Origin of the sequence: Shewanella carassii (assembly GCF_019670705.1) — a bacterium.
Lineage (GTDB): Bacteria > Pseudomonadota > Gammaproteobacteria > Enterobacterales > Shewanellaceae > Shewanella > Shewanella carassii.
On sequence record NZ_AP024618.1, the window covers coordinates 1,262,611 to 1,279,684 of the forward strand.

Annotated in this window: 16 protein-coding genes and 1 other annotated feature; of the genes, 8 read left to right on the plus strand and 8 right to left on the minus strand. The window is 51.0% G+C overall.

Annotated features, from left to right (window positions below):
• Positions 1–75 precede the first annotated feature (75 nt).
• Entirely contained in the window at positions 76–429 is a 354-nt protein-coding gene (gene hpf, locus K5621_RS05880) for a ribosome hibernation-promoting factor, HPF/YfiA family (RefSeq protein WP_100142017.1), read from the minus strand.
• Positions 430–742: 313 nt separating this feature from the next.
• Between hpf and K5621_RS05885 the strand changes: the two genes are divergently transcribed.
• Positions 743–1,420 carry a cytochrome b/b6 domain-containing protein gene (locus K5621_RS05885; protein ID WP_221050683.1) on the plus strand — a complete coding sequence of 226 codons (678 nt, stop codon included), beginning with the start codon at positions 743–745 and terminating at the stop codon, positions 1,418–1,420.
• Between the two features lie 62 nt (positions 1,421–1,482).
• Here the strand turns inward: K5621_RS05885 and K5621_RS05890 are convergent, their stop codons facing one another.
• Positions 1,483–1,935 carry a c-type cytochrome gene (locus K5621_RS05890; RefSeq protein ID WP_100142015.1) on the minus strand — a complete coding sequence of 151 codons (453 nt, stop codon included), beginning with the start codon at positions 1,933–1,935 and terminating at the stop codon, positions 1,483–1,485.
• A gap of 197 nt (positions 1,936–2,132) precedes the next feature.
• Between K5621_RS05890 and trpR the strand changes: the two genes are divergently transcribed.
• Positions 2,133–2,408 (plus strand): trp operon repressor, encoded by a 276-nt coding sequence (gene trpR, locus K5621_RS05895; protein WP_100142014.1) that lies wholly within the window; start codon positions 2,133–2,135, stop codon positions 2,406–2,408.
• Between the two features lies 1 nt (position 2,409).
• Here trpR and K5621_RS05900 read toward each other — a convergent pair whose 3' ends face one another.
• Complete coding sequence (locus K5621_RS05900; protein ID WP_221050684.1) at positions 2,410–2,790, minus strand: hypothetical protein; 381 nt, start codon at positions 2,788–2,790, stop codon at positions 2,410–2,412.
• Between the two features lie 155 nt (positions 2,791–2,945).
• Positions 2,946–3,590 (minus strand): FKBP-type peptidyl-prolyl cis-trans isomerase, encoded by a 645-nt coding sequence (locus K5621_RS05905; RefSeq protein WP_100142012.1) that lies wholly within the window; start codon positions 3,588–3,590, stop codon positions 2,946–2,948.
• A 466-nt stretch (positions 3,591–4,056) separates the two neighbouring features.
• Positions 4,057–4,177, plus strand: a sequence feature (Thr leader region).
• 33 nt (positions 4,178–4,210) lie between these two features.
• On the opposite strand from K5621_RS05905, the gene thrA reads away from it, so the two are divergent.
• The 3 genes from thrA to thrC are packed head-to-tail and all read left to right on the plus strand — an operon-like array spanning position 4,211 to position 8,954.
• A complete protein-coding gene (gene thrA, locus K5621_RS05910; protein WP_100142011.1) occupies positions 4,211–6,676 on the plus strand; it encodes a bifunctional aspartate kinase/homoserine dehydrogenase I in 2,466 nt (821 codons plus the stop codon).
• Positions 6,673–7,632: a homoserine kinase gene (gene thrB, locus K5621_RS05915; RefSeq protein WP_028779796.1), complete on the plus strand. Its 960-nt coding sequence runs from the start codon at positions 6,673–6,675 to the stop codon at positions 7,630–7,632. The genes thrA and thrB overlap by 4 nt, the downstream gene beginning before the upstream one ends.
• Before the next feature lie 38 nt (positions 7,633–7,670).
• The gene (gene thrC, locus K5621_RS05920; RefSeq protein WP_028779797.1) at positions 7,671–8,954 is read left to right on the plus strand and encodes a threonine synthase; all 1,284 of its coding nucleotides are present in this window, start codon (positions 7,671–7,673) and stop codon (positions 8,952–8,954) included.
• Between the two features lie 139 nt (positions 8,955–9,093).
• On the opposite strand, the gene nfo is transcribed toward thrC, so the two are convergent.
• Positions 9,094–9,948, minus strand: a complete 855-nt coding sequence (nfo, locus tag K5621_RS05925; RefSeq protein WP_221050685.1) for a deoxyribonuclease IV — start codon at positions 9,946–9,948, stop codon at positions 9,094–9,096.
• A gap of 99 nt (positions 9,949–10,047) precedes the next feature.
• On the opposite strand from nfo, the gene K5621_RS05930 reads away from it, so the two are divergent.
• The 3 genes from K5621_RS05930 (at position 10,048) to K5621_RS05940 (ending at position 13,874) form a co-directional block, all read left to right on the plus strand.
• Positions 10,048–12,057: a hybrid sensor histidine kinase/response regulator gene (locus tag K5621_RS05930; RefSeq protein WP_221050686.1), complete on the plus strand. Its 2,010-nt coding sequence runs from the start codon at positions 10,048–10,050 to the stop codon at positions 12,055–12,057.
• Positions 12,045–13,142 (plus strand): response regulator transcription factor, encoded by a 1,098-nt coding sequence (locus K5621_RS05935; protein ID WP_221050687.1) that lies wholly within the window; start codon positions 12,045–12,047, stop codon positions 13,140–13,142. Before K5621_RS05930 ends, K5621_RS05935 begins: the two co-directional genes overlap by 13 nt.
• A 189-nt stretch (positions 13,143–13,331) precedes the next feature.
• Positions 13,332–13,874 (plus strand): hemerythrin domain-containing protein, encoded by a 543-nt coding sequence (locus K5621_RS05940; RefSeq protein WP_100142008.1) that lies wholly within the window; start codon positions 13,332–13,334, stop codon positions 13,872–13,874.
• Positions 13,875–13,935: 61 nt separating this feature from the next.
• Here K5621_RS05940 and K5621_RS05945 read toward each other — a convergent pair whose 3' ends face one another.
• From K5621_RS05945 to tal, 3 genes are all read right to left on the minus strand, one after another.
• Positions 13,936–14,118 carry a DUF3545 family protein gene (locus K5621_RS05945; RefSeq protein ID WP_100142007.1) on the minus strand — a complete coding sequence of 61 codons (183 nt, stop codon included), beginning with the start codon at positions 14,116–14,118 and terminating at the stop codon, positions 13,936–13,938.
• A 190-nt stretch (positions 14,119–14,308) separates the two neighbouring features.
• Positions 14,309–15,946, minus strand: coding sequence for a glucose-6-phosphate isomerase (gene pgi / locus K5621_RS05950; protein ID WP_221050688.1), 1,638 nt, complete (start codon positions 15,944–15,946; stop codon positions 14,309–14,311).
• Between the two features lie 35 nt (positions 15,947–15,981).
• Positions 15,982–16,935, minus strand: a complete 954-nt coding sequence (gene tal, locus K5621_RS05955) for a transaldolase (RefSeq protein WP_100142005.1) — start codon at positions 16,933–16,935, stop codon at positions 15,982–15,984.
• Between the last annotated feature and the right edge of the window lie 139 nt (positions 16,936–17,074).

The following is a 17,074-nucleotide window of genomic DNA, read 5'->3' on the forward strand; positions in this document are numbered from 1 at the left end:
GTCAATCAAAAAATCTTTGGGTTCAGCAATGAAAAGCGCACCCGGAGGTGCGCTGGTTAGTGGGAGATTGAAATATCAAGCTGCGTAATCCTCCTTATAATCATATTCGAACTCAGGTTCGGTGGCTTCGGTTTCCAAGGCACCACGCTGAGCTGCGGGTTTGTGGGTCAGGCGATTGAGCTGTTTTTCCAGCTTTTGTCCCATTGCATTTATGGCTGCGTAGAGGTTTTCATGTTTCGCCTGGGCAAAAAGTTGTCCGTTGGCCAGTTTAATTGATGCTTCTATTTTAAAGAGTGGCCCTTCTGTGAGGATGATGACATGGGGATTAATCAGCTGGGTATCGTAACGGTCCAGTTTGGCAAGGCGGCTCTCAACACGTTCACGGATGGCAGCTGTGACTTCAAATTGCTTGCTGGTGATCTTTAGCATATTGTCAAACCCTCTGTTGCTTCCTTGGTTTCAGATTAACAATCCTCAGACTTAAAAATGTGATCTGGATCAATGTTTGTGGCAAGTCAGAGAGCGTTTGTCACTTATTTGATCACTTAGACAAGTTTGGATTATTTTGCCCTAAAAAGCCTTGAACCCTTGTCAATAAAGGGTCATATTCGATGGAATAAATTGTTCGTTACTCCTTTCCGATTGCCTCCCCCCGTCGCTTTAAATATCATCATGCTTGTCATCTACAACTCTTTACCCTTATGCCGTTCGGGCCAAAACGGGTGATAACAGGAAGTACTTTATGAATAACAACGAAGTTAAAGTGAAGGTCTGGGATATACCTGTGCGGGTGTTTCATTGGGGCATGCTGCTGCTCCTGGCCGGGTTATGGTGGAGCGCCGATCAGGGGGAGATGAGTTATCACCAGTTATTCGCCTATTGTTTGATGATCTTGCTGGTGGTGCGGCTTATCTGGGGCTTTATTGGCAGTGATACGGCTCGTTTCAGTCATTTTGTTCGTCATCCCCGCAAGGCATTGGATTATCTTGCCAAGATGCGGGCCAAGCAGGCTACTCATTCTTTAGGGCATAACCCTCTTGGGGGTTATATGGTGGTGCTATTGCTGATCATCATCAGTCTGCAATTGATGTCGGGTTTGTTTGCCACAGATGAGATATTTACCGAAGGTCCCTTGGTCTCCTATGTCAGCGGTGAAACCGCCAGTTGGTTTACCTGGTTACACAAGAAGAATTTCGATCTTTTATTGATCCTTGCCGGTATTCATGTGGCCGCCGTCTTGTTGCACCGCTTCAAAGGTGAAAAGCTGGTGGGGGCCATGTTCAGTGGCTATAAGCGCTTACCAGCTGCAGATGCACAGCAGCCCAGATTTGCGTCTCTGATGTTGGCACTGGTGCTTTTGTTGGTGGTTGCCGTGCCTGTGGTGCACTTTTTGATGATGCCCGTGATCGGCATGCTGTAAGCTTTGAAACATTAAAAAAGCCTGCTTGATGCAGGCTTTTTTAATGGAATCGCCGAAAGAGATTAGTCTTTCTTGTATACGTCGTGGCAGCCTTTGCAGCTCTTGCCAACGGCACCGAAGGCTTTTTTCAGCTCATTCTTGTCGCCACTCTTGGCAGCAACAGCCAGGGCATCAGCATTGGTTTGCAGTTCTTTGAACTTGGCTTCAAAGTCAGCCTTGTCGGCCCAAATCTTGGCCAGGGCTTCAGTATCACCCTTGTCAGAACCATCGATAAAGCCTTCCAGTGGCAGTTTCGCCAGAGCGGCCACATTGGCTGCGCGCATGGCTGCAACATCGGCGTCAAAGTCTTTCTTGCCTTTGAGCATGGCACCGATATCTCCAAAGTTATAGGCCAGCAGACTGAAACCAGACTGACGGTACTGGATGGCATCATCACTGTTTTCAAAGTTGTGGGCCTGAACCGCTGTAGCGCTAAGCGCCGCAGTGGCGGCTAACATCAATAAGTATTTTTTCATTATCATTCTCACAAGTTTGTGCGTTAATGTGACATTGCTCGGCCATTGTACACATTTTGTGTGATGGAGGGAGTAGGCTTTTTCAGTTTACATGTAAAGTTTTGTCAGTAACTGGCTGCCAAAGCACGACTTTTTTTCGAAGATAAACACGGCTATACTGTGTTCACGTACCATTACGTGAACACGAAAGAGTTGCTATGCGCCCTGATTGGATATCAGTACTGGAGAAAGTACTGGCTCACAATAATCCCGAAGACCTTAACTGCCTGTTTGAATTGCTGCTGACCGATGATGAAAGGCATGCCATCGCCGGCCGTTTGAAGGTGTTTCAGGTATTGCTTGAAGGTGAGATGAGTCAAAGGCAGATTGCGGCCGAATATGAGGTGAGCATTGCTACAATCACCCGTTGCTCCAACTATTTGAAGCATATGCCCGCAGCGCTGAAAGAAAAGATCCGCACCTTGATCCTTTGAGTTAGATTAGGGGCTGTCGCGGCAATTTGTGGCGGCGGTAGAGGTGACGCTGACTCAGAATATAGCTTCCCCAGGCACAAATGAGCAGCCCCAGCAGTTGGTAAACGTCCTTATCTGCAAATCTCAACAGCAGCATGCCCGACAGTAACAAGAGGAAAGGCAATCCTGCATAAACAGGTTCTGGCCAAACACCTCCTCGTCGCAGGCGTTTGGGATCGTTGCGTCTGTTAATGGAGCGTAGGGTGTAAATCCAGGCCGCGGCCAATATCAGTAAAATGGAACCCAGGATCCCAAGCAGGGGTTCGAGGAGATAGAGTGCCAGACTACCTGTTAAAAAATACAGGTAAGGTAGGCTTTCATAAACCATTCTGGACAAGATCACAGGGCGGCATTCCTTCGCATCCGGGTATCTATTGATTCTAGCCCAAAGCAGGAGTCCCAGCCTTGTTTTCTAAAGTGGCATAAACAAAGAGTCCGGCATTGGCCGGACTCTCGATTGATAGCAATAATTTGCTAGGTGGTCTGTCTGCTTGGTTATTAACCGCGGCAGCCGCAACCACCATTACCATCGCAGCCTTCTTTTTGGGCACTTTCTTCGGTGTCAGAGTTACAGCAACCGCCGTGCTCGTGCTCATGACCGCCACAGCAACCGCCATGTTCATGGCCATTGCCACCACAACAACCGCCGTGATCATGGCCGTGACCACCACAACCACCATGGGCGTGGATATGGCCGTGGGCGACTTCTTCAGCCGTCGCTTCACGCACGTCCATCACTTCCACATTAAAGGTCAGTGATTGACCTGCCAGAGGATGGTTACCATCAACGATAACACTGTTATCCAGAACTTCGGTCACTTGTACCGGACGCTGACCCATTTCAGTTTCGGCAATAAAGCGCATGCCTGGCACTATGTCCTGGATATCGCCAAAGGCTTCCAGAGGAACTTCCTGACGCAGGCCATCGTGATATGGACCATAGGCTTCTTCAGCTTCTATGGTCACTTCCAGGGTATCGCCTTTGCTCTTGCCTTCCAGTGCTTTTTCAAGTCCTGGGATCAGGTTTTCCATACCGTGAAGGTAGACCATAGGATCTGCCTCAAAAGAACTTTCTATCAACTGACCCTTGGCGTCAGTTAGGCGGTAGTGAATGGTAACCGCGCTGTGTTGGGTGATTTGCATATCGCCTCCCGTTCAGAATGTGGCCGCATGATAACGTGCTTTTTTCGCGCTGGCGATATCTGAACGTTGCTTATGCCAACTGTTGCACAGAGTTTTATCAAATGAGTGGCGTTCAAATTCAGTTAAGGGATGAGGGCTGCTGATATTTTCCATGTGTTTGTTTGGTTAAACCGTATTTTCAATATCTCACCGTTTGGGAGCCAAGAGAGCTAGATTATTGTTTGTTTAAGTTTCGAGAGAATAAGCTGTTATGTTTAATGTTTATCCAGTAAAAAGCGAACTTTGGTGAGACTTTTTCAATATAATTGCGATTTTATTAAAATCTCAAGATAAACATCCTTGACAATGGCAATGAAAAAAAGCAATCCTGTTTGCAATCCAGTCATTCCGGGGAGCACTACTCCCAAGTGAATCGACCTGAACATAAGAGAACGAAACGAGTATAGAAACCTAAATGCATCAGCTAAGCTCAGTTGTAATCACCACCATTACAACCACCACCATTACCAGTGTGGGGGCGGGCTGACTATACCCTTAAGAATTTCAAACAAAAAGCCCGCTCCCTCCAAGGAGCGGGCTTTTTGTTTCCTGGGCGGGCGCGGTATTTAAAGGAGAGATAGATGAAAGTGATGAAGTTCGGCGGTACCTCGCTGGCAAACTGGCAACGGTTTGAAATGGCAGCTGAAATAGTTCTGACCAGTGCCAGAGAAGAGCAAGTGGCCACCGTGCTGTCGGCTCCGGCAACCGTAACCAACAATCTATTGGCCATGGTCGATATGGTATTGGCCAAAGGGGATGTCGATGAAGCCCTCGCCAAGGTGGCCCAGGTATTTGAAGCCTTGTACGCCGATGCGTCAGTCTCTCTTTGTGAGGAAGCCAGACAGCAGCTGGAGAAGGTGTTGGCACAACAGTTGGCGAGTTGGCGCGCAAAATTGGCTGGGGTTCAGCTTTTGGGAGAATGTCCCGATAGCGTGCGGGCCGAGATCCTGGTGGCCGGGGAGCGACTCTCTGCAGCCTTGATGGTCGAAGTGCTCAAGGCCAAGGGAGTCAGTGCCGGTTTACTCGACCCGAGAGAATTATTCCTCGGTGTCGGCACACCACTGGAGTCTGTGGTGGATATTGCCGTCAGTAAGCCCAGATTTGCACTGCTTCAGCTCGATGAGCAGAGAGTGTGGGTCATGCCCGGGTTTACCGCCGCCGGTGCCGATGGCAAGGTGGTGACTCTGGGGCGTAATGGTTCGGATTATTCGGCTGCAGTTCTGGCCGCCTGTCTGGATGCCGACTGCTGCGAAATCTGGACTGATGTCGATGGGGTCTACAATACCGATCCCCGGGTGGTTGCCGATGCCAAGCTGCTCCCTCAGCTCAGTTACCAAGAGGCAATGGAGCTCTCCTATTTTGGCGCCAAGGTGTTGCATCCCAAGACCATTTCGCCCATAGCCCAGTTCCAAATTCCTTGCTACATCAAAAACAGTTTCAACCCCCAGGCGCCGGGTACTCTGGTATCCAATCAGCCGGATCAGACCGGGCTGCAGGTCAAGGCTATCTCCAATCTGGATAACCAAACCATGTTCAACGTCTCAGGTCCGGGAATGAAAGGCATGGTGGGCATGGCATCGCGTATTCTAGCCTCCATAGCCAGATCCAAGGTTTCGGTATCACTAATCACTCAAAGCTCCAGCGAGTACAGCATCAGTTTCTGTGTGGCCACTTTGGATGCCCCCAGAGTCAAGTGGGCGCTGGAGCAGGAGTTTGAACTTGAGCTCAAGAGTGAGCTGTTGGAGCCGCTGGAGATGCGGGATCAACTGGCGATAGTATCCCTGATAGGTGACGGCATGCGTACCCACAAGGGCGTGGCCGCGCGCTTCTTTCAGGCCCTGGCCCAGGCCAGTGTCAATATCATCGCCATTGCCCAGGGCTCGTCCGAGCGCTCTATTTCTGCCGTGGTCGAGCAGCGCAAGACGCGTCATGCGGTGGCGGCCTGTCACCAGGGCTTTTTCGATGTGCAGCAGTATCTCGATGTCTTCCTGGTTGGCGCCGGTAACATAGGTGCTGGCTTGTTAGAGCAGATAAAACAGCAGGAAGCTATGCTCAAAGGGCAACATATCAGTATTCGGGTTTGCGCCATCGCCAACTCAGGCAAGATGTTGCTCGACGCCGCCGGTATCTCCCTGGCCGATTGGCAGTCAAGGCTCAACGATTCGTCCGTCGCTTTTGATCTGACACAGATGTTGGCCTGGGCCAAGGAGCAGCAGTTGCTCAATCCTGTATTGCTGGATTGCACCTCTTCGGATGTTATTGCCGGCCGTTATCTGGATGTGATGAATGCCGGTTTGCACGTGGTGACACCCAACAAGAAGGCCAATACCCGTGAGTTGGCTTTTTACCGCGCGCTGCGGCAAACCGCGCTGGCCCAGCGGCGCCAGTTCCTTTATGAAACCAATGTCGGCGCCGGTTTGCCGGTTATCGATAACCTGAAAAAGCTGCTGTTTGCCGGTGATAAGCTGCTGCGTTTCCAGGGGATACTTTCGGGTTCGCTGTCGTTTATCTTCGGTATGCTGGATGAGGGGATGAGTCTGTCACAAGCAACGGCCATTGCTCGGGAAAAGTGCTTCACCGAGCCGGACCCCAGAGACGATCTCAATGGTATGGATGTAGCGCGCAAGGTGTTGATTTTGGCTCGGGAAGTGGGCTTGCCGCTGGAGCTGGATGATATTCAGGTGGAGTCTGTCTTGCCGGATGACTTTGATGCATCAGGCGATGTGGCCCAGTTTATGGCGGCTCTGCCACAGCTGGATGCCGCCGTTGCCGAGCGAGTGGCTGCCGCCCATGCCAAGGGTAAACGCCTGCGTTATGTCGGCCAGATAGATGAGTCAGGTTGCAGGGTGCGTATCGCCGAAGTGGCGGCCGATGATCCCCTGTTCAGCGTCAAAGGTGGTGAGAATGCGCTGGCTTTCTACAGCCGCTACTACCAGCCGATCCCCTTTGTGCTCAGAGGCTATGGCGCCGGTACTGAAGTCACTGCCGCCGGGGTGTTTGCCGACTTACTCAGAACCCTCAATTGGACTCGGGAGGTCAGCGCATGAGTCAGTTTATTCCTGCCAATGCCCCCGTGACTGTCTATGCGCCCGCCTCTATGGGAAATGTCGGTGTTGGCTTTGATTTGCTGGGCGCCGCACTGGCACCCATTGATGGCAGTTTACTGGGGGATACAGTCACAGTGGGCGCCGCGCCTTGCGGCGTTTCTCTGACTCAACTTGGCCCCTGGGCTCATAAGCTGCCGCAGGAGCCGCAGCAGAATATTGTCTATCGCTGCGCCGAGTTTTTCCTAGGTGAGGCCGGGATCAATCAAGGCGTTTCCTTGACCCTGTCCAAGAATCTGCCGGTTGGCAGTGGTCTTGGCTCCAGCGCCAGTTCAGTGGTGGCAGCGCTCTATGGTCTCAATGAATATTTCAGCCGTCCCTATGATGAGCAGGCCTTGCTGGCGTTGATGGGGCGTTTTGAAGGGGAGATCAGCGGCTCGGTGCACTATGACAACGTGGCGCCTTGCTATTTGGGTGGATTGCAACTGATGCTGGATTTACCCGGGCGTATCTGCGAACCCTTGCCGGCCTTTGATTCTTGGTACTGGTTGGTGGCCTATCCCGGGATTTCATTGTCGACGGCGGCCATGCGCGCCTTGATGCCGAACCAATACGACAAGGGAACCTGCATAGAATTTGGTCGCAATCTCAGTGCCTTTGTCCATGCCTGTTACCGCCAGGATGAGGCGCTGGCGCTGACTGTGCTGAAAGACGTGTTGGCCGAACCCTATCGGGCCGAGGCTATCCCCGGGTATCTGGCGGCGCGGCGCGGATTGTCTGAGCTGGGTATGTTGGCCACCGGGATTTCCGGCAGCGGCCCAACCCTGTTTTCCATCAGCGCCGATCTGGCCCGCGCCGAGCAGGCCAAACGCTACCTGGAACAACATTATTTAACCGAAGCGGGCGGCTTTGCCCACATCTGCCGCCTGGATATGCAAGGCACCCGGGTATTGTCCTGAAACGCATTTTCATCCAAAAAAGAATTTAAGGCATCAATATGGAACTCTATAACCTCAAGCACCCGGCACAGCGGGTAAGTTTTACTGAAGCGCTCAAGCTGGGTCTTGGCATGGACCGAGGGCTCTTTTTCCCAACCCGGATCCCGAAACTGGCAGATGTCGATGCCCTGTTGGCTCTGCCTTTTGTCGAGCGCAGCAAGCAGATACTCGGTGCCTGGCTCGCCGATGAGCTGGGGCAGGACTGTGTCGACAAGCTGGTGGAGAAGGCGTTTAATTTCCCTCTGCCGTTGGTGCAGGTGGATGAGCAGCGCAGTTGTCTGGAGCTGTTTCATGGGCCAACCTTGGCTTTTAAAGACTTCGGTGCCCGTTTTATGGCTCAGTGTCTCAACCAGCTTGGCGGCTCAGAGCCTCTGACTATTTTGACCGCTACCTCAGGGGATACAGGCGCGGCGGTGGCCGATGCCTTCTTTGGCCTGGATAAGGTGCGGGTGATGGTGCTCTATCCCAAAGGCAAGATAAGTGAGTTGCAAGAGAAGATGTTTGCCACTCTGGGCGGCAATATTCACACAGTTGCGGTCGAAGCCGACTTCGATGCTTGTCAGCATTTGGTCAAGCAGGCCTTTGAAGACAGTGATATTCGTGACGGTTTACACCTGAACTCGGCCAACTCCATCAACATCAGCCGTTTGCTGGCGCAGATCTGTTATTACTTTGAAGCGGTTGCCCAGCATAGAAAGCAGCATCAATCGGCGCCGGTTGTCAGTGTCCCCAGTGGTAACTTTGGTAACCTGACTGCGGGTCTGCTGGCCAAAGCCATGGGATTGCCCATCAAGCGTTTTGTGGCGGCCACCAACAGCAATGATACTGTACCGCGCTATTTGAGTTTTGGTGATTGGGCACCGCGGCAGACCGTTGCGACCATGTCCAACGCCATGGATGTGTCCGAGCCGAGCAACTGGCCCAGAGTGGAAGCGATTTTTGCCGAGATGAAATGGCCGCTGTCTGACTTGTCAGGCTTGGCGCTTTCCGAGGGGCAAACCCGTCAGGCCATGTTAGCGCTTGAGCAGACAGGTTATCTGGCCGAGCCCCATGCAGCGGTGGCCGCCGAGGCACTGCGTTTGTCATTGAAGGAGGAAGAGCAGGGGATCTTTCTGGCGACGGCACATCCGGCCAAATTCAAGGATGTGGTCGACCGCGAGTTGAACACCAGTCTGCCACTGCCACAGGCATTGCAAAGGGTGGCTGATAAGCCGCTGCTGTCGGCTGTTCTGCCGGCCGATTTTGATAGTCTTAAACAGCACATGTTTGCGGTGTTGAACTAAGACCTTGGTTCAGCTCTTGGAGGTCGATGGGGCTGCCAAGGATTGAATTTAGTGCAGTAATTATCCCAAAAGCCGCATCATTTGCGGCTTTTTACTAGGGCAAGCAGGAGATTGAATCGACAGAGAGCGAATGGATGGTTTAGCGGCTAAGGCTGTTCAGCCAGGTAATTTCTTCGGGCCAGATCTCCGGGCGTATGGTTTCTAATATCAAGGGTATCCCCTTGGTGGCTGGGTGGCCGAGAATATACTCGAAAGCGGTTTTGCCTATTTCGCCCATGCCCAGGGAGTCGTGGCGATCGACCCGGCTGCCGAGTCCCGTCTTGCTGTCGTTGAGGTGCATGCCCTTGAGGTATTGAAAGCCCACTATGCGGCCAAAGGCGTCAAAGCTTTCCCGGCAGCTTTCCTGAGTGCGAATGTCGTAACCCGCGGCAAACATATGGGCGGTATCCAGGCAAACACCGACTCTGGATTTATTCTCAACCCCGTCAATGATCTGTGCCAGTTGTTCAAAGCTGTGTCCCAGGTTGGAGCCTTGTCCCGCGGTATTTTCGATGACGGCACAGACGCCATCACAAGCTGCCAATGCCAGGTTGATTGAATCGCTGATGTTACGCAGACAGTGGTTTTCACTTATCTGTCGCAAGTGGCTGCCTGGATGAAAGTTCAGCAAGGTTAATCCTAACTGTTTGCAACGAAGCATCTCATCGACAAAGGCATCGCGGGATTTTTCCAGCAGCAAGGGATCCGGGTGTCCCAAGTTAATCAGGTAGCTGTCGTGGGGTAGAATCGCCTCGGGTCTGAACCCCAATTTTTGGCAGTTTTCCTGAAAGGCGGCGATGGACTGCTCGGTTAAAGCTGCTGCCTGCCAGCGACGTTGATTCTTGGTAAACAGTGCAAAGGCACTGGCCCCTATCTTGTGGGCATTGAGCGGAGCATTTTCCACACCACCCTGGGCGCTGACATGGGCTCCAACCCACCTTTCCTGACTCGTCACCCAGACTCCTCTATAGCGTTTGGCAAGCTGGATAAGTCGCTAATATTGCAAACTTGTCTATGCTTGAATGACTGAAAAACAACGGAAAGGGACTTTAACGTGTTTTCCTCTGAGGCTCAAACCGAATTCCCTGGCGACTGGTCCCGACTGCTGATTGAACTGGCTAAATTGCAACTGGGTTTGACCCAGGGGCAGGACGTATTGCCGGCCCTGTGCCAGACCCTGGTACATGCCTCAGGGGCCGAGGCCTTGCTGATGGTGGAACGCTCCGAGTTGGGCGCCAACGATATGCCGGAATCAGTCACCTGCTGGTGTCGGGATCCGGTTATCTATTTGACGCTTTGGAGCAGTGTTAATCAATGGGCCAAAGAAGTGAGCCAACAAGAGCTTCATCAATGGCTGAAGTTTACCGTCTGGCCAATCAAAGATTCAGATCTATTGCTGTTTTTCCACTCATCGGCTCCCGGTTGGTTTGAGTCTTTGGCTGCATGCCAGGCTAGTATCGGCCCCTTGGTGGGGGCCATCTATCAATGTCAGCTCAGCCGCAGTTCATCACAGTCGGCAGAGGATGAACTCTGCTTCAAAGCCGTTATAGACGGTGCCGACAGTTTATTACTGCTATTTAGTCTCGAACCTGAGCGAGAACTTATCCTTTACGCCAATCCGGCGGCCACGGCTGTGACCTTATATGCCAACCGGGAGTTGGTGGGCGCCAATTTAACCAGCCTGTTGTTTGAAGGCGAAGAAAGTGACTCCTTTAGGGAACAGTTGCGCCGCAAGGGCAGTTATAGCGGGGAAATTTGGTGTCATAAGGGCGATGGCGGCAGGGAGTTGTTGCATCTCAATTGTTACTGTATTTCCCGTAACCGGCGTATATACGCCGTTATAGGTCGCGATTACAGCGAGCAGCATCAGTTACAGCAGGCCGTGGCCAGAACCCAGAAGATGCAGGCCATAGGGGAGTTGGTCGGCGGCATAGCCCACGACTTCAACAATATTCTCGGGGTATTGAAGGGTAACCTAGAGTTAATGCAGCTTAAAGCCTCTGATCCCAAAGCTGAAAAATACCTCAATACCGCCTTTAAGGCCTGCCAGCGAGGCACAGATCTGACCCGCAGACTGTTGTCGTTTTCGCGCCAGGAGCAGTTCAATGCCGAGCCTTGCCAGGTCAATGAGGTGATTGAAGGTTTGCAGGAGTTGTTTGCCAAGTCCTTGACCAGTCAAATAACACTGAGTATTGAGCTGGCACCGGATAACAAACCTGTGATGCTCGACAAAGGGGAGCTTGAAGACGCCTTATTGAATCTGCTGCTCAATGGCCGCGATGCCATGGAGGGCAAGGGAGAACTCAAGATCCGTACCGGTAGTAGCTATTTGAGTGGTTATCTACCCGGGATCGCCATAGGCAAGACCCAGGTAGAGCCCGGGCATTATGTATGGATCAGTGTGATTGATGGTGGTAGTGGTATTCCTGAAGCCTTTCAGGACAAGGTATTCGACCCGTTCTTCACCACCAAGGACAAGAGCAAGGGCACTGGTCTTGGACTGGCCATGGTGTACGGTTTTGTTAAACGTTCCAAGGGCTATATCGCCATCCTGAACACGGGAGTTGCCGGCACTGAATTCAGATTATGGTTCCCGCAGAGTCGTAAGTTGGCGACTGAACCACAACTCAGTGCCCATACGGGGGAATTGCCCAGAGTCAGGCGTCCCTTAAAGGCAATTGTCGTGGATGATGAGCCAGAAATATTGGAGGTGATGGCCGACTATTGCGACCTGCTGGGAATAGAGGCGGAGTTATTCCACGACCCCCTCACTGTGTTGCAACGCTACGAGCAGCGGTGTTGTGATGCAGAGCTTCTTATCACAGATGTGTTGATGCCTGGTGGTATCAACGGCTATGAACTTGCACAAAAACTCAATGTTAAACACTCACTGCTGGTGTTGCTGATCTCCGGCTTTATTCAGAACATAGGGATTTCCAGCGCCGACGAGATGCCATTTCCGGTACTGCATAAACCCTTTGATCTGACAGGATTGATTCTGGCACTCAAGCAGGTGGGAATTAGGTTTGCTGATGACAGTAAGGGAGAGTTATGGACAATTTAACTGTCTGGGTGGTGGATGACGATCTTGATTATCTGGCTTTGATAGAGGAAGTCTTACAGGATGATTACTCAGTCCAAGTGTTTGATTCGGCGACAGCTTATTTGGCGGCGTTGGAGTCGGCGACACCGGAAATTATCCTGATGGATATCAATCTGCCGGATTCCAGCGGTGTGGAGTTATGTGCTCACTTGCAATCACAGGGGCGGGAGGCGTCAGTGGTGTTTGTTTCCGGTATGAATACCCTCGACGAGCGTCTCAAGGCCTATGAAGCCGGGGCTGTGGATTTCATCGCCAAACCCTTTGACCTTAAAGAGCTGTTGGCCAAGGTTCGCAGTGTGGCACAATATCAGCAGCGCAAACAGTCTCTGATGCAGGCTGAGTCCATGTCGAGAAACATGGCGTTTCAGTCCATGAGTGAATCGTCCCAATATGGCTGCGTGCTGCAGTTCTTCCGCCAGTGTTTTCTTTGCAGCAACTACCGTGCTCTTGCCGATGCTTTTTTTGAGCTGATGACTCAGCTCAACCTCAATACCTGTCTGGAAATACGCACAGACAGCGCCGAATATTTTGTGCCGGACAACACCCAGATAAGCCCGATAGAAGCCAATATTTTCGAGCTTTTGGACAAACAGGGACGCCTATATGACTTTGGTAATCGAACCATGTGCAACGACAAGCATGTGTCATTCTTGATCAAGAATATGCCGGTCGAGGATGAGGTGTTGTACGGCCGACTCAGGGACGTGATTGCCGTTGTGGTCGAAGGATTGGAGGCCAGGGTATTGGATATAGAGCGCCAGCAGATGCTGCGTCGGGTGATGGATAGGTTGCACCTGTTGATGAAGCAGTTGGGTGATTCCATGCAGCAACAGGATCAGCGCTTTTGCGATACCTTATCGGGGATCACTACTGAAATTCGCAGCAGCTTTCATGTGCTGGACATGACAGAAGAGCAGGAGAGTTATTTTACCTCAATGGTCGAGCGGCACCTGCGTGAAGCCAGCTCTGCCGGTGAGGCATTTAATCGTATCCGTGGCTCTCTCAAAGAGATGCTGGTGATGATGGAGGAAAGCCAGGGCTGTTGAGGTGCCTAGCCTGAGTGTAGCTTGCCATTGAAGGCTAAATGTGTCACTAAATTATGAATTATTGATTTAGAAGGTTATTTTCCTTGATCTTTATCATGTCCCCAGAAAACATCTATGGTTAGTATTGAGTAATATTTGGCCTGTTTACTACTATTACTTAGAAAGGCCCGACTCAAAATGGAGTGCCCTATGCTGCAAAGATTGATGAATGACCACAAGCATATTGCCATATTGCTGAAGTTGCTGAAGGGGAAATACCTGAAGCTGGCCGAAGGTGAGCACGTCAATTTTAATCTTGTACGGGATGTTGTCGAATATATGCAGGGCTATGCCGAGCACAGCCATCATCCACTCGAAGATATCATTTACGACTATTTCCTCATTAAGGAGAGCCGTACCGAGCCTACCCGGCGTCTTGAGGAAGAGCACCAAAAATTGATTGAAGCTTCATCGGCCTTGATGGCGACACTCAACCTGATCCTCAACGATGTGGTGGTGGCCAAGGAAAAACTGGTTGCTGAATTGAAGGGATATGTGGATTTGCAGGAAAAGCACATGCTGTATGAAGAGCGGGAGATCTTTCCTTTGCTTGCCAAGAGCCTGAAGGATGAAGACTGGCAGAAGATCCAAAGCATGTGTGAGTTGAAGCTGATAGAGGATCCTTTGTTCAGCAGCGATGATGACCAGCTATTCGACGAACTGAGAAGCTATATTCAAACCGCCGACAGATAACCTTGTGGGAAGCAGACATTAAAAAAGAGCGCTTAGCGCTCTTTTTTAATGTCTCTCATATTTAGAGGAGGCTGTCGATATCATAGTCAAAACTGTTGTCTATCTCCTGTAGTTCCTTCAACAGACGATGTTTATCTTTCAGCGCTTCAATTTCACGCCATTTGCGCTTCTTGTTGGAGCTTCGAGAGCGGCTTGGTCTTTCAACGACTTCGTCTAGCGCACTACCATAATCCAAACGATCCATGGCAACCTCCTGTTGTTGTATGTTTTATCAACATTTAAATATCATACTTGGCAAACAGGGTGCAAGAAGAATGTTTCTTTTTTGTTAAATCGAGATGATATTTTAATGAAGAGGCATAGACAAGATGGCGGACAAAAAAATACCAGCCAGTGGGGCTGGCTGGTATCTGTTGATTTGCAAGGTTAACTGGCTAGATTTTAGCTTTTCTAAAGATATTGATCAGAGCATTGCTGGAAGCATCGAGATCTTGACTATCTTGTTCTGCTCCGATACGCGACAGCACTTCATTTCCCAACGCCTTACCCAACTCGACTCCCCATTGATCGAATGAGTTAATATCCCAGATAGCGCCCTGAACCAGGGTTCTGTGCTCGTAAAGAGCAATCAAGGCGCCCAAGGTTATTGGGGTCAGCTTGTCCATCAACAGGGTATTGCTCGGCTTGTTGCCTTCCATGACCTTATGTTTGGCAATAAGCTGTTTCTCAGCCTCTGAGAGTGGGCTGTCGGCCAGTTCGGCCAAGGCTTCATCGAAGGTTCGTCCTTGCATCAGCGCCTGGGTCTGACCAAAACAGTTGGATGCCAGCTGAGCGTGATGCTCACCGATAGGATTATGGCTTTGCAATGGTAGGATAAAGTCAGCCGGGATCAATGCCGTACCTTGGTGCAACAGCTGGTGGTAGGCGTGTTGGCCATTGGTGCCTTCTCCGCCCCAAATAACCGGCCCTGTATTGTAATCCACTGAATTGCCGTCCAGAGTGACGGACTTGCCGTTACTCTCCATATCCAGCTGCTGGAAATAGGCTGGAAGCCCTCTGAGGTAGTGATCATAGGTCAACACCACATGGGATTGGGCGTTGAAGAAGTTGTTGTACCATACAGAGAGTAGCCCCATGATCACCGGCATATTCTGCTCTAGAGGCCTGGATGCGAAATGTACATCCATTGCTCTAGCCCCTGCCAACAGAGCCTTAAAGTTATCCATGCCTATCAGGGCGGCTATGGGCAGACCTATGGCCGACCAGAGAGAATAGCGCCCGCCAACCCAATCCCACATGGGGAAGATATTGTCTTCATCTATGCCAAAAGCCGTTGCCTTGGCGACGTTGGAAGTAATTGCCGCAAAGTGCTTGCCGATATCCTGCTGTGAGCCGCCTTTGGCCAGGAACCACTCTCTGGCGCTGAGAGTGTTGGTCAAGGTTTCCTGAGTGCAAAAGGATTTTGACGACATCAGGAATAGGGTGGTTTCAGGATCCAGCTTTTTCAGTTTTTCACTGATGGCCGTGCCATCGACATTGGCGACGAAATGACACTTTAGCTTACCGTTCCAATAGGGACGCAGGGCCTCGGAGATAATCTTGGGGCCGAGGAAGGAACCGCCAATTCCGATGGAGACAAGATCTGTGATCTTCTTGCCGGTATAGCCACGCCATTGACCCGAATAGAGTGCCTCGACAAAAGTTTCCATTTGCGCCAGAGTCTGTTGTACCTCAGGGACGACATTGACGCCATCGACACGAATATCCGCATCGGCCGGTGCTCTAAGAGCTGTGTGTAACACCGCGCGTTGCTCTGTGGTGTTGATTGTTTCACCGGCAAACATAGCTGCTATTTTTTGCTCAAGCCCAGCTTCACGGGCGAGCCTGAACAGCTCTTGCTGTACCGCCTCGGTGAGACGGTTCTTGGAGTAATCCAACAGCAGTCCACAATCTTTAATCGATAGCTGTTCAAAGCGCTGCGGGTTGTCGGCAAAGAGTTCACGCATATGAGGCATTTTTGCACTCATGGCCTTGAGAGTTTGCCAACTAGCAGATTCGGTCAAATGTGTCATGAGTTGTCCCTGAGCGTCTATTTCAGTACAGATCTTTAGTTCAGTTTAGCCTTGAGCATGGCTTCGAGTTTACCCTGATCTATGGCAAAGTTCCGAATCCCTTCGGCCAGCTTTTCTACTGCCATGGGATCTTCGTTGAACTCCCAACGGAACTCGGCTTCGGTCAGTGGCTTAGGGGGCTCTTGTATTTCTGTGGCTGGTTGCAGCTTGGTTACTATCTGGGCGTCCGAGTTGGCCAGCTCTTCGAGCAACGATGGGCCTATAGTCAGACGATCACAGCCGGCTAGTTCAATGATTTCACCTGTATTACGGAAGCTGGCACCCATAACCACTGTCTTATAGCCATGCTGTTTGTAATAGTTGTAAATCTGGGTCACTGAGATCACACCAGGATCTTCACTGGCACTATATTCTTTGCCAGTATCTTTTTTATACCAGTCGAGAATGCGGCCGACAAACGGTGAGATCAGGTAAACCCCAGCTTCGGCACAAGCTCTGGCCTGAGCGAAACTGAACAACAGAGTCAGGTTACAGTTGATACCATTTTGCTCCAGCTCTTTGGCGGCGCAGATGCCTTCCCAAGTCGACGCCAGTTTGATCAGAATTCGTGACTTGTCGATACCGGCGGCTTCATAGAGTTTGACCAGTTTGTTGGCCTTGGCAATGGAGCCGACTTTATCGAATGACAGGCGCGCATCGACTTCAGTTGAAATTCGTCCAGGGACCAGCTTGAGAATTTCCACCCCAATGTTGACCGCCAGCTTGTCTGCGGCGTCTTGCAGTTGTTGCTGCGGATCCTGGCTCTGAGCTTTGGCCCAGGAAATAGCATCATCGATCAATGGGGCATACTCAGGAATTTGAGAGGCTTTAAGGATCAATGAAGGATTGGTGGTGGCATCTTGCGGATGATAGAGTTTGATAGCTTCAATGTCGCCGGTATCTGCAACTATGGTTGTAACGGATTTGAGTTGCGTGAGTGTGTTTGGCATGAAAAACATCCTTCTCAGATTACGGCCGCTTACGTGGTACGTGGGGATTACTGAACGCTATTAAAAGCGATTTTGCTCTCATTTCCAACCAGGATTGAAAAAAAATTACAAAAATGGTGAATAAATGTCAATGAGGAGC